16 protein-coding genes and 1 pseudogene are annotated in these 21,558 nt (G+C 42.4%); 10 read left to right on the top strand and 7 right to left on the bottom strand.

The genetic code is table 11. The features are described 5' to 3' along the window. Positions 1 to 111: 111 nt before the first annotated feature. Positions 112 to 1,176, bottom strand: coding sequence for a GntR family transcriptional regulator (locus D829_RS0107500; protein WP_017688249.1), 1,065 nt, complete (start codon positions 1,174 to 1,176; stop codon positions 112 to 114). Between the two features lie 261 nt (positions 1,177 to 1,437). Here D829_RS0107500 and D829_RS0107495 point away from each other — a divergent pair, with 261 nt between their 5' ends. The 4 genes from D829_RS0107495 (at position 1,438) to D829_RS0107480 (ending at position 5,618) form a co-directional block, all read left to right on the top strand. Further along, positions 1,438 to 2,775 carry an extracellular solute-binding protein gene (locus D829_RS0107495; protein ID WP_017688248.1) on the top strand — a complete coding sequence of 446 codons (1,338 nt, stop codon included), beginning with the start codon at positions 1,438 to 1,440 and terminating at the stop codon, positions 2,773 to 2,775. Positions 2,776 to 2,859: 84 nt separating this feature from the next. After that, positions 2,860 to 3,756, top strand: coding sequence for a sugar ABC transporter permease (locus D829_RS0107490; protein ID WP_017688247.1), 897 nt, complete (start codon positions 2,860 to 2,862; stop codon positions 3,754 to 3,756). 1 nt (position 3,757) lies between these two features. Then, positions 3,758 to 4,606 carry a carbohydrate ABC transporter permease gene (locus D829_RS0107485; RefSeq protein ID WP_017688246.1) on the top strand — a complete coding sequence of 283 codons (849 nt, stop codon included), beginning with the start codon at positions 3,758 to 3,760 and terminating at the stop codon, positions 4,604 to 4,606. Positions 4,607 to 4,634: 28 nt separating this feature from the next. Continuing rightward, the gene (locus tag D829_RS0107480) at positions 4,635 to 5,618 is read left to right on the top strand and encodes a family 43 glycosylhydrolase (protein WP_017688245.1); all 984 of its coding nucleotides are present in this window, start codon (positions 4,635 to 4,637) and stop codon (positions 5,616 to 5,618) included. Positions 5,619 to 6,987: 1,369 nt separating this feature from the next. Here the strand turns inward: D829_RS0107480 and D829_RS0107470 are convergent. Beyond that, a complete protein-coding gene (locus D829_RS0107470; RefSeq protein ID WP_017688243.1) occupies positions 6,988 to 7,419 on the bottom strand; it encodes a hypothetical protein in 432 nt (143 codons plus the stop codon). A 430-nt stretch (positions 7,420 to 7,849) separates the two neighbouring features. Between D829_RS0107470 and D829_RS0107465 the strand changes: the two genes are divergently transcribed. From D829_RS0107465 to ilvD, 4 genes and pseudogenes are all read left to right on the top strand, one after another. Continuing rightward, positions 7,850 to 9,826, top strand: a complete 1,977-nt coding sequence (locus tag D829_RS0107465) for a sigma-70 family RNA polymerase sigma factor (RefSeq protein WP_017688242.1) — start codon at positions 7,850 to 7,852, stop codon at positions 9,824 to 9,826. A gap of 73 nt (positions 9,827 to 9,899) precedes the next feature. Then, positions 9,900 to 10,010 (top strand): annotated as a pseudogene (locus D829_RS33990) (tyrosine recombinase XerS); the annotation flags it as partial. Between the two features lie 501 nt (positions 10,011 to 10,511). Continuing rightward, entirely contained in the window at positions 10,512 to 11,177 is a 666-nt protein-coding gene (locus D829_RS0107460) for a GntR family transcriptional regulator (protein WP_017688241.1), read from the top strand. Between the two features lie 15 nt (positions 11,178 to 11,192). After that, positions 11,193 to 12,884 carry a dihydroxy-acid dehydratase gene (ilvD, locus tag D829_RS0107455; protein WP_017688240.1) on the top strand — a complete coding sequence of 564 codons (1,692 nt, stop codon included), beginning with the start codon at positions 11,193 to 11,195 and terminating at the stop codon, positions 12,882 to 12,884. Between the two features lie 1,206 nt (positions 12,885 to 14,090). Here the strand turns inward: ilvD and D829_RS0107445 are convergent. The 5 genes from D829_RS0107445 to D829_RS0107425 all read right to left on the bottom strand — a co-directional run bounded on the left by D829_RS0107445 (position 14,091) and on the right by D829_RS0107425 (position 19,895). Continuing rightward, positions 14,091 to 14,492 (bottom strand): RDD family protein, encoded by a 402-nt coding sequence (locus tag D829_RS0107445; protein WP_152416975.1) that lies wholly within the window; start codon positions 14,490 to 14,492, stop codon positions 14,091 to 14,093. A gap of 205 nt (positions 14,493 to 14,697) precedes the next feature. After that, the gene (locus D829_RS0107440) at positions 14,698 to 15,111 is read right to left on the bottom strand and encodes a hypothetical protein (protein WP_193748453.1); all 414 of its coding nucleotides are present in this window, start codon (positions 15,109 to 15,111) and stop codon (positions 14,698 to 14,700) included. 190 nt (positions 15,112 to 15,301) lie between these two features. After that, the gene (locus tag D829_RS0107435; protein ID WP_017688236.1) at positions 15,302 to 16,225 is read right to left on the bottom strand and encodes an ABC transporter substrate-binding protein; all 924 of its coding nucleotides are present in this window, start codon (positions 16,223 to 16,225) and stop codon (positions 15,302 to 15,304) included. A 122-nt stretch (positions 16,226 to 16,347) separates the two neighbouring features. After that, entirely contained in the window at positions 16,348 to 18,099 is a 1,752-nt protein-coding gene (locus D829_RS0107430; protein ID WP_017688235.1) for an ABC transporter ATP-binding protein, read from the bottom strand. Beyond that, positions 18,096 to 19,895, bottom strand: coding sequence for an ABC transporter ATP-binding protein (locus tag D829_RS0107425; protein ID WP_017688234.1), 1,800 nt, complete (start codon positions 19,893 to 19,895; stop codon positions 18,096 to 18,098). The genes D829_RS0107430 and D829_RS0107425 overlap by 4 nt, the downstream gene beginning before the upstream one ends. Before the next feature lie 428 nt (positions 19,896 to 20,323). Between D829_RS0107425 and D829_RS0107420 the strand changes: the two genes are divergently transcribed. Continuing rightward, positions 20,324 to 20,881, top strand: a complete 558-nt coding sequence (locus D829_RS0107420) for an XRE family transcriptional regulator (protein WP_017688233.1) — start codon at positions 20,324 to 20,326, stop codon at positions 20,879 to 20,881. Positions 20,882 to 20,935: 54 nt separating this feature from the next. After that, positions 20,936 to 21,409, top strand: a complete 474-nt coding sequence (locus D829_RS0107415; RefSeq protein ID WP_017688232.1) for a YbaK/EbsC family protein — start codon at positions 20,936 to 20,938, stop codon at positions 21,407 to 21,409. Positions 21,410 to 21,558 lie beyond the last annotated feature (149 nt).

The following is a 21,558-nucleotide window of genomic DNA, read 5'->3' as shown; positions in this document are numbered from 1 at the left end:
ATAATATAGCTAAAGGTATCTCTCCACAGAGGTGCCTTTTTTTGTTTTTAGGAACCAGTCTTGTCCCAAGCTGAAGACAAGATCATTGTGTAGGCTGCAACGTTTGTCGTGTCAAGGGAAGATGAGTTGCACGGGAATAACGGCGTTCTTAGGAGAATAGATATCATCCATTTGTTCACGTAACAGCTTTACGGCTGTTCGTGCCATTTCCTGTTCATCCTGCTGCACATAAGCTACGCCTGAAAGATGTGGATTATCAAAAGATAGCAAGTCGATATTTGAGTGAACGTTCAGAAGACTGATAGCGGCGGATGTAAGGCGTGCTGTTTCTTCGGTCAAGGAAAAGGCTGCCGAAATTCCACTGTGGTTCTGCAAGAAGTTGCTTACATAGTCCAATGCTTGCTCGCTGCGTAGAATGTCGAGAGGGATGTGACACCACAAGCTCTTGTCAATCGAGATGCCTTGATCTGTGTACGCCTGCTCAAAGCCGAGCGTGCGATCCTCGACGGCTGTATTGGCATTTTCAGGTGAGATGAGCGCAATCTGCTGATGACTCTTGGATAACAAATGGGATACAGCTTTATACGCACCGCCGTAATTGTCGGATGTAATGGTGTACGTCTCAATGTTGCGCAGATAGCGGTCGATGAACACACACGGGAATTTATCGAGCGACAGACGCAGTAATGATTCGTTATACTTCTCATCTTCTGTTGGAAAAACGATCAACCCCTTCACACCGAGCTCCGTTAGTGTACGAATGACGTTTGATTCGATAGAGGAGGACTCGCGCGTGATGCTTAGTACCATGCTGAGGCAGGCTTCTTGTAGGAAGTGTTCCGTGTAGTCAACGAGCTTCTGAATGACACGGGTTCTCATCGTCGGAATGATGAAGCCGATGAGCGGCATGGAGCACGCGCTGCTTGGGGATGGCGAGAAATTGATGCTAGAAACAACAAGACTAGAAGAGACGAATGAGCCTTTGCCTTGTACGCGTATAATTAATCCTTCGTCAGCTAGTAGGGTTAGGGCGTTCCTGACGGTTATTTTACTTACTCTGAATTCGTCCATTAGTTCTTGTTCAGAAGGAATGCGGTCCGTTGGCCGAAGCTGCCCTGATTTAATTTTCTGTATAATATTTTCTCGAATTTGTTTGTAGAGCGCCAGCTTTTTCAAAGAGTAGCATCTCCCCATAAACTTTATGATTTTATAATCAATTGGTTATATAAAGCTTATTTCATATATATTATAATACGGCTTGTAAAGCGCTTACAATATGGAATCTGAGAAATTGTTGCGAAGGGGTCTTTTCTTTGAAAGGTTAGAATTATGTTAAGGATGGTGGTGCCAAGATGGATTGTAACCGCTTAAATTAACAGAACTAACCAGTCAGCCGACTTTTCAAATGCATAACAAAAAAGAGAGGATGACGAACAAATGAAAAAACGCAGTGCTTTAATCTCCATCGTTACACTCCTTATTATGTCACTTGTTTTTACTGCATGTGGTAATCCTTCTGGTTCAAAAACGGAAACACAGCAATTAGGCGCTAATGCCGGTGAGAATGCAACAGAATTATCATTTTGGACATTCGCAGATTTGCACGGCAAGCATTTGGATAAAATGCTGGGGTTATGGAACCAACAGAACCCAGACAAACAGATTAAGTTGAATGTAACGGTTATGCCTTACGATGATATGCACAACAAGCTCTTATTGGCAGTTACAAGCGGAAAAGGTGCTCCTGATATCGCGGATATTGAGCTTGGTCAATTCCCTAAATTCTTGGAAGGTGACAACGTTCCCCTGGAATCTTTGAATGATGTATTTGCACCATACAAAGACGTTGTTGTTCCTTCACGTGTCGAGATTTACTCCAAAGCTGATCAGGTTTATGGCTTTGATTATCATGTAGGTGCTACGCTTGCTTTCTACAACACTGAAATTCTCGAACAAGCAGGTGTTGATTACAAGACAATCAAAACGTGGGAAGATTACAAACAAGCAGGTATCAAGGTTTACGAAAAGACTGGCAAGTACTTAGGTACTGCTGATACATCAGCTTCGTGGCAAGCATCGCTGCTACTAGCTCAGCAAAATGCCGATTTTACAGATGAAAATGGTAATCCAAAAGTGAACTCGCCTGAAATGATTAAAGCGTATGAAATGTTAGTCGATCTGCAGAAGAACAATGTTATTCATACGATCCCTGGCGGACAACCCGACACAGAAGAAGCAAAAGGTGAATATAACAAAGGCAACTACGCAAGTGCATTGATGCCTGAGTGGTACATGTCCCGCTTTGTAAACGAAATGAAAGACCTTAAAGGTAAGTATGCAATAGCTCCATTGCCTGTATTCGAAGAAGGTAATCCTCGTTCCGTTGGCTTAGGCGGTACTGGCACAGTTGTTACTAAGAATGGTAAAGACGTTCAGTTGGCAAAAGAATTTGTAGCCTTTGCTAAGCTTTCGAAAGAAGCTACAACAGAAATCTGGAATACACTTGGATTTGACCCAATCAACATGGAAGTATGGAAAGATGATGCAGTTACGAAAAACCCTGAAAATGAATATGTCCAATACTTTAAAACAAATGCATTTGATACTTTGAATGAAATCAAAGACGAAATTAGAGCGATTAAGTCCGTTAAAGCTTCACCAACCATCGGCAATATATTCAATACGGTTACTTTGAATGCTATCTTTGAAGATGGCCAAGACGTGAAGGAAGCGTTGGATGAAGCACAAGCAGCAATTGAACAAGAATTGAAATAAATATAATAAGTAAATGATTTGATTAAACCTGTCGGCAGGTACAGTGGTCGGCAGGTTTAACCATAGTCAAGGGAGATTGAGAATATGATAAAGAAATTTGTATACTCTCAAAAAGTTGCACCTTATGTTTTTGTATTGCCATTTATACTCATATTTTTGATATTCTGGTTTTTTCCGCTTGTAAATTCATTCGTAATGAGCTTTCAAGATAGGATGCTGGGACAGGATCCTAAATGGATTGGTGAAGCAAATTATTCGAAATTACTTACTGATAAAGTGTTTTTGACATCTATTAAAAATAGCGTTGTGTACATGTTAGGAACCTTAGTGCTGTTGATTCCTTTTCCCATGTTATTCGCCGTTATGATCAACAGTAAGTTAATGAAGGGAAGAGAGTTTTTTAAATCTTCTTTCTTTCTCCCTGCATTGACATCTGTCGCAGTTGCGGGTACCATTTTCCGCCTTACATTCGGTGAGATGGAAGGTTCATTAATGAACAGTTTCCTAGGTCTATTTGGTGTAGAGCCTATCAAATTTTTGAAAGACGGAAATTGGAGTATGGCAGCACTGTTAATCCTCGCATGTTGGAGATGGACAGGCGTTAATATGCTTTACTATCTATCGGGTTTGAAAAGCATTGACAATGAATATTATGAGGCTGCTTCAATTGACGGTGCATCTGCTTGGCAGAAGTTTAGAACGATCACAATGCCATTATTGAAGCCGACCACGGTATATGTTACCACAATTAGTGTTTATGCAGGTTTAGCAATGTTTACCGAGAGCCTGATGATGTTCAACGGTAACAAATCACCCCAAAATATTGGCTTAACCATTGTTGGATATCTGTATAGACAAGGGATTGAGCAGAATAAGCTGGGTTACGCAGCTGCAGTTGGTATCGTTCTGTTAGTCATTGCTATGGTTATCAATTTAACGCAGTTGAAATTTAGTGGAATGTTCAAAAAGGAGGAGGATTAAAGTGGGCAGAAGTCAGACGAGGAGTGATTTCATCTCTAGAATAGTAATTATTTGTTTATTCATTATACTATTCGTTATAATTATGATCCCATTCTACGCAGTGGCCCTATCTTCCTTTAAACCAGGTGAATCATTAGTTAGATATGGTCTTAACCTAAGTTTGGATTTTGAAATCATGAGTTTTGATAATTTCATCTTTCTGTTTACTGGAGAACATGATTATTTTGTGTGGTTTTGGAACAGTATGATTTTAACAATCGTTCAAGTGGTTTTAACACTTTTTGTAAGCGCATTTGTTGCATATGGTTTTGCAGCATATCATTTTAAAGGTAAGAACTTCCTCTTTATATGTGTTTTACTCATTATGATGGTGCCTTTCGAAATACTGCTGGTTCCTTTGTACAGCCTAATTAATGATTTGGGAATGGTGAATAGCTATTCGGCAATCATTCTGCCCGGTATAGCCAATGCCGCGACAATATTTTTCTTCAGGCAATATCTACGAAGCATACCCAAAGAGATTATTCAATCTGGGCGGGTTGATGGCGCAAACGAGTATGCGATTTATTTCAGACTAATTATGCCGATTATGAAGCCATCGTTTGCAGCAATGGCCATATTGAATGGTATGAATAGCTGGAATAATCTATTGTGGCCATTCATGGTGTTGGGAGATCAGAGTAAATATACACTTCCAATCGGTTTGAAAACGTTGTTAACTCCTTATGGCAATAACTATGACTTATTAATCGTGGGCTCCTTCTTCTCCATCATTCCAATTTTCATACTATTCATTGCTTTTCAGAAATATTTCATAGACGGTATGACTGCAGGCGCTGTTAAAGGGTAATCTATATTATGATGAAACAGGTGATAAGATGGAAATCCAACAACGAGCGTCACACGACATTCAACCATTAATTGAACAGAGAGCTGATCCTTTTATTTACAGACATTCGGATGGTTATTATTACTTCGTAGCATCCGTTCCGGAGTATGATTGGATTGAAATCCGTAGAGCCCAGAACCTTGAGAAGCTTGTTACATCAACTCCTGTAGTGATCTGGAGAAAGCGCGAGAATGGTATCCTTAGTGCCAATATTTGGGCACCCGAACTGCATTTTATTGATGACAAATGGTACGTGTATTTCGCTGCCGCATACACGACGGAAACGAATGAAGGCTTGTTCGACCATCGGATGTACGTGCTAGAGAATGAAAATGACAATCCGCTCGAAGGCAGTTGGATGGAAAGAGGGCAGGTTCGTACCGAATGGGAAAGCTTCGCCCTCGATGCCACTACCTTTGAGCATAATGGCAGCCGTTATTACGTATGGGCACAAAAGGATCCGAACATCGGAGGTAACTCTAATCTGTATATATCTAAAATGAGCAATCCGTGGACGCTGACTGGGTCGCAAACGATGATTTCGATGCCGGAATATGACTGGGAGATCATTGGTTATAAAGTGAACGAAGGCGCGGCATTTCTTCGCAAGGGTAATCGGGTATTCCTCTCTTACTCGGCTAGCGCCACCGATTTCAATTATTGCATGGGCCTACTTGAAGCCGATGCGGATGCTGATTTGCTCGATGCCACCTCATGGCGCAAGTCGCAAACACCGGTTCTCTCGACAGATGAGAGCATCTCAATGTATGGTCCCGGTCATAATTCCTTCACGGTGTCAGAGGACGACGAAGAGACGCTATTTGTGTTTCACGCAAGAACGTACAAGAACATTATAGGAGATCCGCTGTACGATCCGAATCGCCATACATTTCTAACAGCGCTTTTGTGGACGGCTGACGGCAGACCCGATTTCCGCGGTTCTGTTGCAGCACTTGCACGTTCTTTACAATGAACGAGTGTCCCAACAAGGTTGGTTGATGGATTTGAGTTCGTTTATCCAACTTGCCAAAGAGAGACAGTAAGAACATCGAAGGCACCCTACTGGGTGCCTTCGATTTCGCTCTACAGATAATACGCCGAACCGTATCATAAGAGCAGGATAGTTTAACAAATAAGTCGAAGAGTTGAGTGGGACTAACCTTGCTTAAAGAGGAAAGAGATAACATTAAATTATAAAAATGTTGTTCACACTTAAATTAACCATGAATTAACCAAAAGTGAGGAAAAAAACTTGTGATAATTTTGGGTTTTATCGAACAAATGGCTTTAAGTAATGATGTTGATGTTCGAAATGTTGTAAGTGTATCAGTTATGGCTCGGTTAGGCGACGATACAACAGTTCTGACTAACGACTTGAAATATCTAGGGGAACAAACAAATGTATTGTCTAAAGAAATTGAGGCGAGTTATGGAAGAAGTTGCAATCTAAAGATTCGGGAAACGATAGCTCAATAAAACCGAGGATAGGGCAGGTTATAATCAAACTGCTTAGCGACTTTTTTTATTGTCGAGGGACAAGAAAATTGTGTCATTTCGGATTAGGTAGATATCTAAATAGCATCATGATGGAACTTTCATGGCGAGATAAACGCCACATAAATATATAACTTCGCCGCTTGAATAACGATTTTTCTGTATCCAGAATAGGTTTTTCGGACCTAACGCAAGAACTTCGTATTTGCTGGAAAGGTTAAGAACATGGTACCACCCCAACGATTATTCCTGAACAGAGTAGGGCTCAGTTTTTAGAGGATTATGACTTTGGATATTTCATTGAAGGTAGTACGACTCACGATATAGAAGGGATTTCACTTAAAAGTTTTTTTTAAGTCATACTTTTATTTAAAAATGAGCACGAAAGGGATCAGTTTATTGTTCATGTGCAGCGGAATGAAAGTGACTTTAAAAATAAGCTTTGCTCTCTAAGCGAAAATCAAGTAGTAAAACATCTGAATACGGGGAAAGCACTTAATCAAATGCTTATAGAGTATCGAAACATATTGGATATTACTTTAAAGAGCAATGAATAATGTGTGGTATCTTCTGGTAGAGCATCGTACTCGCTATTGAAGTAAGATTATTATGAGAGACTAGGAGAAAAAAATTCCAGGGAAGCCTGCGCTAGCTTGAGCATATGAAAACACCAAAAAGCAGCTGATCAACGTGATCGGCTGCTTTTGTTCGAGTCTTAGATAAGGGTAGTAAAGCATGAGAGAGCTTAGTCATGACCGATTAGTAGGTTATCGGAATTGTATCTGTAAAACTATCTCTGAGACAGCCTGAAATCATTTCTTCCTGAATCCTAAATAATTTAGTTAGGATTAATAATGAATATTGAAATAACCACCACCGAGGCCATTCGGAGATGACGCATATATTTGTTGATAACCATAGGCCCCTTGAATTGTTACTGTTTGACTTCCATATTGAGTGGCTTCATATCTTACAGGATATAATGTTCCATTCTCATTTCTGAGTTGGAAGTAGTAGGTGCCTAGAACATTAGCTTGAAAAGTTATTGTAATTGTCCCCGTCATATAAATATAAGGAGTGTACACTCCATTATCAAAATAACCGGGGTATGGATTGCTTGCAAATATACTGATTCCATCTTTCAATTGTCTCTGCATAAGAATATCTTGTGAGACAGGGGTAGTGGGAGTCAAAGCTTGATCAGCAAAAGCAGCTTGAAAAGGGACAATCATAGAGAGGGCTGAGAGTAATGCAATCGTTGTTTTTTGATATTTTTTCACGATCAACATCTCCTTGAGAGTTTTTGATTTTACATTTTAGACATGATTCTTACAAGTAAAACAACAAGGAACAATACAAAGGATGCTAATGGATGTTTTCCTCACCCCCTAGATATAAATTGGATTTTACAATAATAACAATACAAATATTTCCATAATAAAACAGTTACAAAAATCACAATCACTCTAGTTTTTTTGATATTTTCTTGTGTCATATAATTGTCGAGGGACAAGAACATGGTCCCATTGAAGTCGCTATTTTAGCGGCTTTTTTGTTTTATCGGTACAAGTTCTTGTCCCGATTGCCAATTAGATGTATATCTAAATAATCAGCATATGCACTTATTTGGGAACAACTATAAGAATAATGTTACATTAATTAAATCCAAACCCCCGAGTTAGCTGTCTATATAACAGGAGGTGAACGACAATGATCGATGCACAGCAACAAATCAACGCCGCACAAAACGGAGATCACGATGCCTTCGTATCTCTTATAAAGGATCGAACGGATAAGCTGCACCGAGTGGCTCGCCATTATGTACGGGAGTCCAAAGATGCGGAGGATATCGTTCAGGATGCCCTGGTTAAGGCTTATGAGTCACTGCAAACGCTGCAGCAAGCCGAAGCGTTTGAGAGCTGGCTTACCAGAATTGTGGTGAACCGAGCGCTCAATCATTTGAAGAAATCCAAGCGTGTTCACCTGAGCGAAGACCCGCAGGCGCAAGAGCCAGTGGTCGTTAATGATATCGATCAAACCCTGGATCTGGAGCGTGCATTGGCCAGTCTGAATCCGAAGCTGCGTCAGCTCCTGTTCTTAAAATATAAGAAGGACCTGACCCAGCAGCAAATCGCCCATCTCCTGGATATGCCATTAGGTACTGTAAAAACACAATTACGGAAGGGGCTGGAACATTTGCGCAACGAAATGGCTCAAGATTTTCTCGAACGAGACCTGGATACATTACGCCTGCAGTTAAGACAACAGGCAGAGCACCAGTTTGCCGTTTCACCGGATTATGATCTGATCGTCAATGACTATCAAGAGAACACCGGGAGGGGAACAGGGAAGGGAGAAGCGGGATTCTTATGGGTTAAAACGGGGAGTGATGACGCCGTTTCTGCCACGCTCTCCAGGGACGGCAACTTGCTAGACTATGCCATTTCCTGGGCCTCATTGGACAACGAGACACGGATATCTGAGGAGGAGCTCAAACAGCAGGCAGAGCAATTCCTGGAAGATCATTATCCCGGCGCACTGCGTGATTTTCCGTATTGTGAGATGGAGTGGATGGAAGGGATGTTTGTGTACACACGACAGCAGAAGGCGATGGGGCTGCCGCTTCCTGAGACGGGCTGCCTGATTATGGTTCATCCCAGCGGTCGCGTGGTCGGATTTAGGTACTATGGAACCGTTCCAGGGCCAGCACTCCCAACCATGATCACACCAGAAGAGGAACAGATGGCGTGTATGAAGGCGAATTTTTTGCTACATGTGGAATATTGCGTATTGGACAAAGCCGTGTACACGGATGGTGACGATCAGGTCCATCTTGTTTACGCCCCCCGAAGTAGAGGGCTAATCTATACTGCATCATCACAGGAGGAAGTTCCGACAGCCTATAGGGCAGAAGCTGTCCCCTCTGACCCAAGAACTCTGGACGAGTGGCCAGGTGAGTTCCCGCCCGCACGAAGCCTAGAAGAGTGGATTGGCGTAGACAACGACCAATTTCAGTTAGTACAAGACGACAATATTGGCTCGAACACCAAGTTGATGGTGTGGAAGCAACAGAATGAAGAGCGTCCAGCCAAGAATGACCGGTCTTGGAAGGCCTATTGGGCTGATCAGATGGAGGGAGCAGTCAAGGCGCGAGTAGACAGCCAATCCGGACAACTGATTGACTTTGTTTCGCATGGTAAGCCAGATCAACTAGCTCCATTAACCTGGGATCGAGACGCATGTATAGAAGTAGCTATAGACTATGTCCGAGGACTAGCAGCCGAAATGTTGCCGTATCTCAAGCTTCTAACTGAAGAGACCGACGACGAAGATCGTTTGGAAATCATTCGCTTTGGTGTATATGTTCAAGACGTATCTGTCAGGGATGAATGCTATCAACTAGCTGTTGACCGCTCTAATGGGAGGGTCAAAAGTTTGATGTCCCCCTCCATAAGGCCAGAACAGTTAAAGAAGCTGGAGACCGTGCCCTCATTTGATTACCAGACAGCCATCCTCCGATGGACGGCACAGGCCAAGCTGCGTCTGCAATGGGAACGGATGCACAATGCTAGGGCGGAAGAGGCACCGTACGAACTAGTGTATCGAATGATTGGTAGCGAGCACGAGCGGACGCCCGAAGTGCTTGATGCGCATACGGGGAAGTTATACGAAAACACTTTTTACTGACAAACAAAAACATCTAGCCCGAAACTAAGGGCTGGAAGGCATTCAAAAGCCTGCGGACGTAGAACAGCATTTTAAAAATAGACGTTTAACACAACGTTCTATAGAAAAACTTGTTGAGAAATATGCAACAGCCTTTGGAAAGCCGGCTTTGACGGTTCATTCTTCTTTGAGGCATTCATTTTCCATTATTTAGACAAAGGGCATAAATTCATGAATCTGGAGGATGCGAGAGTCGATCAAACCGGCATATTAATTGTGACCATTGAATTTTAAAAACGCCGAACTCGGAATATGAGTTCGGCGTTTTAGATAGATTATACGACGGAGGGGTGGGAGTTAAAACTACAAACTCATGTCGAGGGACAAGAACTTGTACCGATTACCGTAATGGACAAGAACATCGTCCGATTGCCGATTAGATGTGTACTTAAATAAAAAGTACATAAGCCCTCATTAGTACCAAATAATTTTATATAAGAACATTCACATTAAAATATATTACTTATGTAACATTTCTCAAAGAAAGACTCTTAAATTATAGTTCTCTTTTTTGTCTCAGACTCTCAATAAAAACAGGTAGTTATCTGGATAAAATTAATTGAGCGAGTAAATGAAATAATAATTGCTTCTCGATCGTGTATGCGATATATTGCATATAAGAATAATTGTAATGAGGATGAAAACAATGCCAATACCTAAAGATTTTTCCTTACCAGTCCGTATGTCCGCAAAAGAAAGAGCCTTTTCTCAGATTCAACGATGGATTATTGATGGAACACTGCAACCAGGTGAAAAGCTTATTGATGCGGAAATGGCTGAATCGCTTGGAGTCAGCCGGACACCGATTCGGGAGGCATTTCAGTTACTCGAAGTTCAAGGCCTCGTGACTATGCATCCAGGAAAAGAAACAAAAGTAACGAATATTGAGAAAAACGATATTTTTAAGATGTATTCAACCATGGCTGCTCTTCAGGCTTTGGCTGCTGAAATTACCGCCAAAATTATTGTTTCAGAACAGATTGAGAAACTAAGATTACTAAATTTGGAATTTGCAAGTTCCATTAAGAATGGCCAAGTTTATCAGGCTATGGAGGTGGATGAGCAATTTCATAATTATATTGTGGAGCTCTCAGATAATCCTTATGTAGCTACATTTAATACATCTCTTCAGATTCACATTAGGCGATTTAAATACGTATTTTTAAAACAACCTATTAAGGCTACACTAGCTTCAGTTGAAGAACATGATCAGATTATTAAAGCTTTTGAAGGCAAAAATAGCAACGATGCCCATAATTTAATGAAACAAAATTTTATTCGACCGATGCAGGAACTGAACGAAATACTTTGAAATGAGGGAAGAAACATGGAAAATAAAAAAGATCTTCGCATTCGAAGCAAGGTAATCAGTGAAGGTGCTAACCGGGTACCGAACAGAGCGATGCTGCGTGCAGTTGGATTTCAAGATGAGGATTTTAAAAAGCCAATGATCGGAATAGCAAGTACGTGGAGTGAAGTAACACCGTGTAATATGCACATCAATGATTTAGCGGTGCAAGCTAAGCGGGGCGCACGTAATAACGGCGGTGCCCCACTAATTTTTAATACGATTACCGTTTCTGATGGGATCTCGATGGGGCATGGCGGGATGTTGTTCTCGCTACCAAGTCGGGAAGCTATAGCTGATTCGATTGAAATTGTGACCGGAGCCGAGCGTTTTGACGGCGTTGTTGCAATCGGTGGGTGTGACAAGAATACGCCTGCATGTTTGATGGCTATTGGACGGATGAATATTCCTTCTGTTTATGTATATGGAGGAACCATTCAACCTGGTAATCTCGACGGTAAAAAAGTGGATATCGTTTCAGCTTTTGAAGCCGTTGGGCAATATCAAGATGGAAAAATAACAGACGAACAATTGCATAAGGTCGAATGCAGTGTTTGTCCAGGTCCAGGGGCTTGTGGGGGGATGTATACCGCTAATACGATGGCCGCAGCTGCAGAAGCAATGGGTATGTGTTTGCCTGGTTCTTCTTCGACATCAGCTATCTCAGCGGATAAAGCATTGGAATGCGAAGCAGCCGGTAAGCAGGTCATCTCACTTCTTGAACAGGAAATCTACCCAAGAGACATTATGACGAAGAAAGCATTTGAGAATGCGATCACCGTTGTTATGGCTCTAGGGGGATCAACCAACGCATTTCTCCATCTGCTAGCTATTGCGCACTCCGTAGAAGTGGATTTAACCTTGGATGATTTTGAACGAATTCGCTTGCGTGTTCCTCATTTGGCAGATCTGAAGCCAAGTGGTCAGTATGTCATGCAGGATTTGAATGATATTGGTGGTGTTTCCGGGGTAATGAAGCTATTGCTCGCTGAGGGATTACTTCATGGGGATTGCCTCACCGTAACTGGTAAAACGTTGGCGGAGAATTTAGCGGAAGCTGCTCCACTACAGAATGATCAAGAGATTATACGTCCACTCAATAATCCGCTTAAACCAAATGGACCACTGGTTGTGCTTCGAGGAAACCTAGCTCCTGAAGGCGCTGTTGCCAAAATGTCAGGCATGAAGATACAACAGTTTTCCGGACCGACAAAGGTGTACGATAGCGAAGATGAAGCGACAGAAGCGATCATGAATGATGAAATTCAAGAAGGGGACGTATTGGTCATACGCTATTGTGGACCGAAGGGTGGACCAGGTATGCCTGAGATGCTTTCCGTTACAGCACTCATTGTAGGGAAAGGTCTCGGTGGGAAAGTTGCTCTCATAACAGATGGTAGGTTCTCGGGTGGCTCGCATGGATTTGTAGTCGGCCATGTATCCCCTGAGGCACAAGTAGGTGGACCGATCTCTTTGCTCCAAAATGGAGATATTATCACCATCGATAGCGACATTCAGGAAATTAAGGTTGAAGTGCCAGAAGAAGAGTTGGCCGCTCGAGCGCAAGCTTGGGTACAACCGCCACTGAAAGTGAAATCCGGTGTACTTGCCAAATATGCTAAATTAGTTTCCTCTGCTTCAAGAGGTGCAGTAACAGATTTGATGGAATAGACAATTAAACATTGATGCTACATATAAAATGGGAGGGGAGAAGCTACTACAACGAATGCATGAAGCGTGCTAAACAAAAAAAACGCCAGCTTTAGAGATCAAGAATGTCGCAAGAAAAAGATGAAGAATTTAGTTTCATCATTCGAAAATGAAGTGCACCCCCTAGAATAGACATTGGAAAAACCCCTGAGTTTAGCCGATGAAATTCTAGGGGGTGTATTTTTGCTTGTACCGTTTCTCGACTTTCATTAATTGGGGGTTCGCTACGAATAGTAGGCAGGTTCCGGCTAGTGCAGGAATTTTTGGATGGTCTAAATCTCGAATGAGTAAATATTGCCAATGACGAGGGACATTCAAAGTGGTTCATGTAGAATGACATAAAGTCGCCAACCAAGAAACTCCTTATAAAACAAGGGGTTTTAAATTTTTAGTAGGGAACTTCTTGTCAATTTTTAGTGACATAAAGTTCCCTACCAGGCTGGAATTTGACATAAAGTTCCCAACTGTCCTGGAGAAGAAAAGAAGTTAGAGATCAATTCTTTTTGCTGAGATGGATAGTGTTCAGTGGAAGTGTTTATAATGTTGTGTCATGTACAATATTGCGATACAAGTTCATTTTTAAACAAAGAACTTAGCCCGATTAATGAATATACATATTCTCCATTAGATCATTTGGTCATAGGAACTCTGATAATCCAGAATTTAATCTAATACTTTTATAGAACTAATAGATCTTCCAGAAAATCTCGCATGGGGGCTACGGTGAGACCTGTTTGGATATTCTAGCAATAACAATGCAACAACTGAGTTTATTGATGAAGTAACTTATGAAACGTTCCCGAAATCTGGCATCATCCTGTATGTGAGTGTTGGGTTATTGGAAGGAGGATGCTGGCGTGCACGTGCAGCCAAAATGATTGACATATCATTAGATTAGGGGAAAATTATTCTGCAGATGCAGGAGCAGGAGGATTCAATAAAGATATGGAATGCTCGGGCCAACAAAGGCATAGTGCCAAACAAAACCAGCATGACAGGTGTTGCTAAACAGGCGGATCACAGGTGCCAGAAGATAGCGGGATCTAGTCTAATTACCGATTAGATATACATATGTACAAAATACGAGTTTTGTGAAACAGTACTAATGATTAAAAAGCTGCACAGTGATTTTTACCCCTGTACAGCCAATTCTTTATAATCTTCGAGTTAATCCCAGACTACTTCTGTTCCTGCTACGAAGTCATGAATTGCGCGTCGATCCTCACGCATACCGACCATAAAAGCACTCACAATAACTCCGATACCCAAAGTTAATACGTACACAACCCCAGCCACAACAACTCGCATCAGCATCGTACCAATTTTTGGCGGTTCGTGTGTATCGTATTTACGGATTCGAATTCCACATATACGTTTTCCTATGGTTCGACCATACCAGTAAACTGGTAATAAAATTGAGTATAACGCACTAAGTAGTTTGGCAATCGGCTCATCCGCATCAAAGTTACCCGTCAGCACACCTGCAATAATCACTAACGGAATTGAAATAATAAGACTATCCAATACACCTGCTCCTAATCTAATCCAAAAACCTGCTTTATACAAAATGCTTTCCTCCAAACTATAATTTTAAACTAAACGGCTAATTTACTTCATGAACTCCCTTCATTAAAATATCTAACTTTATGTACACAACTCAAATAGTATAACAGAAAATTTTACCTTTTTACGATAAAACTCCTATTTCATTTCACTTGCATCCAATGAAAACACCATAATAATTATGTAAACCAAAAAAACTACTCAACATTTGTTAAGTAGCCTTCTGTTCGTTCTGGATCTGCCCTCTTCGCCAAATCTTATTCTCCACGTTAGCATAGACTAAACCGGCGATGGCAAAGATCCATATCGATGTCATTTGATTCAGATGGTATCCATTCACGAAATATGGATTGTACATGAGATCAAAAACCCACAGCCCGCCCCACCCAAACCCAACCATATAGATGAAAGTTCTCACCATAGGAAAGCGTACATATTTCCGCAACAGCCATGCGATCGGGCTAAGAATAACAACATAAAAAGCCAGTATATAGTGACCGAATCCCAGGATGAGCGAAAGAATATATATTACTCCCCCTGCATTGCGTAAGCCGTAATACTCTGTCGTTGTAATATGGTACCCTTCAACCCTTTCAAGAACGAGATATGCTGTTAAAATTATCACGATAAATATAAGTCCTAATACCATGTACCGTTGAACCGCGTTCACCAACATCAGATCACCCCAATGTCTAAACGTAGCCAGAACCGCTCAAGTTACATGATTTCGAACAAATTACACAATTACATATAGGCCGCCATTAGTTCTGTTGAATGTTAAAGTTAATCCATAGTGAATTGTTATAACTCAACGACTACTTCTGTCCTTCCAGAATCATCGTACCCAAGCGGTTCATAAGCTCCATTCTCCCCATCGCTGTGTAGGAATAATTGTAGTTATCTACATTGGAGATTTTATAGATCTTGCCATTCTTCACTGCGTTCATGTTATTCCACACCTTGCTATCAACCATCTTGTTCTCACTATTCTCCATCAGCAACAGACGATCCGGATTGACCGAAGCCAGAGCCTCCAGCGCGATCTGTTTGCCGCCCCAACCCTCTGGATCAGGGGTACCTTCTGTGCGATTCAGACCCCATTCACCGTATAACATCTCGGCTGCACCTTTATTGGAATAGATGACCAGATTGTTTGGATATGTCTCAATTACAGCAAATGATTCCCCGTTTATAGCCGCCTCCAGCTTTTGTTTCCACTCTGCAGATTTCGCATCATAGTTGGTCAGATATTCATCTTTCTTGTTTTCTTCTCCAAACGTGTCTGCCAAGTATGTCAGGCGTTCTCTCCAATCATAGTATGAGTATGGCAATGCAATCGTAGGCGCAATTTTGGATAAAGTTTCATACTGATCCATGTTAAAATCCTTTCCCAAGATGATTAGATCCGGATTGGCACCCGCTATAGCTTCAATGCTGAACGGTGAACCATACCAGCCCAAATTAACGGTATCTGCACTCAGCTGATCCTTAATCGTTGGCGTGAGTTGCTCCGGATTACCGTAATCCGCGCTCATTGTGGCCACAGGTGTTTTCCCAATGATCAGCAGCTCTTCTGTAGAGCCGGACAGATCAACAATGCGCTCTGGACTCAACGGAATCGTAATCTCTTCTCCATTCGGGTTGGTAATCACTTTGGTCGTCGCTTGTGCTGTTCCCTCTGAGGAGGTGGCCACTTCGCTGGTGGTCTGGGTCGTTCCACAGGCCGCCAAGTTGAGCATACAGCATATAGTGCAATCCATACAGGAATTCGTTTAAACATCGTTGTCATTCTCCTTTTATGTCAGTTCATTAGCCACATTAGGCTTATTTGCTTCAGTTACTTTATTATCTCATCGAACACTCATGATCCGTTCACTTTTACCTGCCAGCCTTCCGCATCCTGTTGTAATTGCCACAACCGAGCGTAGATGCCTGAGTGATCTAACAAATGCGCATGAGTTCCTTGCTCTATGAGCTGACCATGGTCCAATACAAGGATCTGATCGGCATTCTGAATGGTTTTTAATCGGTGTGCAATCAAAATAACCGTCTTGTCCGCGACCAGCTCATTAATCGCTTGCTGCACCGCCGCTTCGTTCTCCGGATCAAGTGAAGCGGTGGCTTCGTCAAGCAATACGATCGATGCATTTTTCAACAAGGCACGTGCAATGGAAATACGCTGTTTCTCCCCACCAGATAACGTCGATCCACCCTCGCCAACGAGCGTATCGTACCCTTGAGGCAGACTGGAGATAAACGCATGACAACAAGCTCTGCGTGCTGCCTCTTCAATCTCGGAATGCGTAGCGTCTTTCTTTCCTACACGGATGTTGTTGCCGATCGTATCCTGGAACAGATACACGTCCTGGAAGACCACAGAGATATCCTGTAACAGCTTCTCCGGGACCATCTGATCAACGGGGCTGCCACCAATGCGAATAGTTCCTTGCTGTACATCCCAGAAGCGCGCAATGAGACGTGTGACTGTACTCTTACCACTACCGGATGGTCCAACCAGCGCAGTAATCGTATGCGGCTCAATCGTAAACGACAAGTCTTTCAACACCGGCTGCTGATCATCATATCCAAAGGTCACCTGGTCGAACGAAATCGCCTGATTAGGCTGTACATCTCCCTTTCCTGCCATCGGGGCCTCCTGCTGCACATCCATAATGCGTCTTGCACTATACGCGGAGTACCGCATCTCCCCATAACTCATCAGTACAACCGTCAAAGGTTCAAATATCTTCGTACCTACCAGCAAAAATAACAGAAATACCGGTAACGACAACTCACCGCCTGCAAGCAAATAACTGCCCACCAGAATCATCCACGTCATACCTGATCGTGCGAGCAACATCGCGCCCATAATCATCGGTCCCATGATACCTTCCAACCGAATGGAAGCTGATTTCAATTCGTCAAAAGAACGACGCAGCCGTTCAAAACGTTTGCCCCCCATATTGTGGGCCTTAATCTCACGAATACCGCTCAGGTATTCCTGCAGCCGGCTGGCGGCTTCGTTTTTGGCTCGAACATGGTTCTCACTCAGTCGTGCCTGAATGGAATCCGTAAGCCATAACAGAGCCACACCTAAGGGAACCGCAATAAACATAGCTACGGCCATTCTCCAATCCACCAACAGAAGTCCGACAAAAGCAAGCACAGGAAGCACAATCGCGCTGATTAGCTGCGACAGATTGTGAGAGATCGTGTGCTCGACCTGACCATAATCACTCAAGATCAGATTCGTCAGATCTCCAGGATCACGTTTTCCGAAAAATCCTAGCGACAGATGGCGAATATGTTCCGCCAACTTCAACCTTCCTGAGGCCGCGAGGCTGTATGCTGCCCGATAGGTCTTGTCATAAAGTGAGGCGTAAGCCGCATACTCCACCAGAAGCCAGACAAACAAGATGCAGCATACAATCCACATTCGGTTGATATCCAGTCCTTTGTCCGGATCATCGAAAGATTTATAGATCGTATTGAATATGTCCACAAGCAGCGCCGCAGGAACGATCTTTGCAATCCCGTCCAGAATCGCTGCAATTACCGAAGGAAGCAGACTACGAGGGTTACCGCCAGATATATTGTATAAATAATTCCTCATCGTACTGCACCTCCAAGCTTCCAGGAAGCCGCACTGATATGGGCCTGCCACATGTGCTCATATACTCCGCCTAATGCACGTAGTTGATCATGTGTCCCACGCTCGGCAATCGTTCCCTTTCGAATCACGAGAATTTGCTCTGCTGCACGAATCGTTGTTAGACGATGAGCAATAATTAGTACCGTTTTGCCTTGAACCAATTGGGCCAGACCTTGCTGGATCTTGTGCTCATTCTCTGCATCCGCGTAGGCCGTCGCCTCATCCAGGACCAGAATGGGGGCATTTTTGAGCAATGCCCGTGCAATCGCAATTCGCTGCGCTTCACCGCCGGACAGGTACGTGCCGCCTTCTCCGATTTTGGTGTCATATCCGGCCTCCAGTTTCTCGATAAATTCATGACAGCAGGCTGTTCGCGCCGCAGTTATAACGTCCTGTAGTGAAGCCGATGTATTGCCCATCCGAATATTTTCTTCAATCGTATCGTAGAACAGATGTACATCCTGAAATACAAAGGACACGGTATCCATCAGTTTCTCCGTTCCCATCTCCTGAATCGGAATCCCACCAATCGTGATCTCACCTTCCTGTACATCCCAGAAGCGAAGCAATAAGTTTGCAATGGTTGACTTCCCTCCGCCAGAAGGTCCGACAAGTGCGGTCATCTCGCCTGCTTTGGCTACAAAATCAATCTGATCAAGTACGGGTTTATACGCTTCGCTCTCCTTACGTTCATAAGCAAAAGATACCTGCCGAAAGGCAACCTCATATGTATCCGGAACTTTAGGCAACTCAGGTTCTTGTACAACCGGCTCGGCAAACACCGATTCAATCCGTTTCTGTCCTTCCACAATCTCGCGCATCCCACTACCCAAATACATTAATTTCAATAACGGAGCAGATAGACTCGGGGTAATGATCAGAAACAGAATGAACGTGATCGCAAACGACTGATTCTCCGCATTTCCACTCGACAGCAGAATACCCACCGGAACGATGAAGGTAAATAACGAGATCATGATTACAAAAAACAGCCCGTAAGATGTTTTATATAAATCTGTTATTCTCAACGAAATATCCCGGTAACGCATGACTGCCTGTTTAAACGTCAGAAACGAATCGGCTGTAATGCCAAATACTTTCACCGCAGGCATACCTCTCACGTATTCAACACCCGTCGCATTCATCTCTTCGATGGCAAGTTGAAAATCACGATAAGCTTGACGGCCGCGTTCACTGCGGAAGATACGACTTTGGAGCCAGAACCCGATTCCAATCGGAACCAAAAGCGTCAGCGCCATGCGATAATCAAGCCAGAACAGATATCCCAAGAGCATCAGTGGAATGACGATCGCACTCACCAGATCCGGCAACTGATGAGCGATAAACTTCTCAATTTTCTCCACACTGACTTCGATGATCTTCTTCAGCTCACCGGTTGCCATCCGGGTGTGATACCCCATGGGTACTTTGGCAACATGTTCCGCAAGTCTCACTCTGAGCTGGTACAAAATGTTGAACGCAGCAATGTGTGAGCACATCCCCCCGATATAGAGCGCAATTAACCCTGCAATCAGGGCTACGAATGCAACAATCCCCCAATAGATCAACAGATCTTTGTCCATGACAGAGGGTTGCCCCGCATGAGTTAGCAGTTCCTCGACGATCTTATACACTCCGACAAAAGGAACAATCTGCAACAGACTCGACAGGGTCGAGAAGATACTTGCTGTAATCAGCAGACCTTTGCGCTCCTTCGTTACTTGCATTAGTCCGGACACTTCAGATGTGTTGTTCATCTCATCCCTCCTGATATTAATAATCATTCTCAATATAGTGCAGTGCTATATACGCACATTAATATCTCATAGAGCCCTGAATGATCACTACCTCTTCACGGAGCAATAATACCTCATCACGGATTATTGTTGTCTCACAGCATCTTATAAGCCCTATTGGACATATGACCTCGTCGCGTAACTTGAGAATGACTGGTGTATTTACATTCTCGCCAAGCAAAAAAAGTGTTGTTGGAGAAAGTTTTCGTTTTTTACTTGTATAGATAAATATGACTTCTTTGATCTGTAACACCCGTAATATTTTTCATTTAGTATGGATAAATATGTGAAGGAGTTACTTACATCATTAAACTGCCGCCTATTGAATTCAACTATTAGTATGTTATATTATATTTTAACATGTTATAACATACAAAAGGAGTGATGTAATGCAATCGCCAGTATTAACTATTGGAGAACGGTTAAAAGAAATACGAGCAACTAGAAATCTTACACTTGAAGATGTTTCTAAACTTACTGATGTAAGTAAGCCTATGCTTGGACAGATTGAAAGAGGACAGTCTTCACCCACTATTACAACTCTTTGGAAAATCGCAGTGGGCTTAAAAGTCCCTTTATCTTTATTATTGGAAGAGCTAGAAGATGAGTGCAGTGTGGTTGATACACGGTCCAAAGACGCTATCATTGAAAATGATGGAAAAATGAGAGCATTTCCTGTTTTTCCTTTTGACCCTACCCGTAACGTTGAAATATTCTATATCGAATTTGATCCTGGATGTCACCATCCATCTACAAGGCACCTTGATGGTGTGGAAGAATATGTTTTTGTGGTACAAGGTATGTTAGAAATGGTAGTCAACACAAAAAAAATTGTTTTAAAAGAAAATCAAGCACTCCGCTTTCGTGCTAATGTTTTTCATTCCTATAATAATCTCTATCAAGAACCATGTGTCATTTACAACATGATTTTTTACCCAAGAACATAGGCAAGTTTCATCTATGATCTTCTAGAAAATATTTTAAAATGAGGTGTGATGATTATGGCAATTGAAAAAGCAAAAGATTTTTTTAAACAATATGGTATGGATTCTCAAATTAAAGAATTTGAGGTATCTAGTGCAACCGTGGATTTGGCTGCATCTGCATTAGGTTGTGAGCCAGAGAGAATCGCAAAAACACTTTCATTTATGGTGAATGGACAAGCTGTTTTAGTAGTTGCCGCCGGGGATGCAAAAGTGGATAACAAAAAATTCAAAGAGTATTTCAAAACAAAAGCAAAAATGCTTTCTCCTGATGAAGCCATTGATCTGGTTGGTCATGCCATTGGAGGTGTTTGTCCATTTGCTATTAAAAATGATGTTTCTGTTTATCTAGACATATCACTAAAACGTTTTGAGACAATCTATCCAGCTTGCGGGAGTAGCAATAGTGCTATTGAACTTACAATAAAACAATTAGAAAAATACTCTAGTTATTCAGAGTGGATTGATGTATGTAAAGGATGGAATGATTGATTTATAGTAGTTCTATATGGGGTAGCGCCAACATTTTGACTGTTTTATACGCTAAGTATTAGCGGTCATTTGCTTAAAGCAGGAAAAATTCGCTGTCTTTGCGCCTTAACGCCCTTAGCGTATATTTTCGTTAAAATGTTGGCTGTACC

Source organism: Paenibacillus sp. PAMC 26794 (genome assembly GCF_000316035.1).
In the GTDB taxonomy this organism is placed as follows: domain Bacteria; phylum Bacillota; class Bacilli; order Paenibacillales; family Paenibacillaceae; genus Paenibacillus.
Note: the sequence above shows the minus strand (reverse complement) of the source record. Positions and strands in the feature narration are given on the sequence as shown.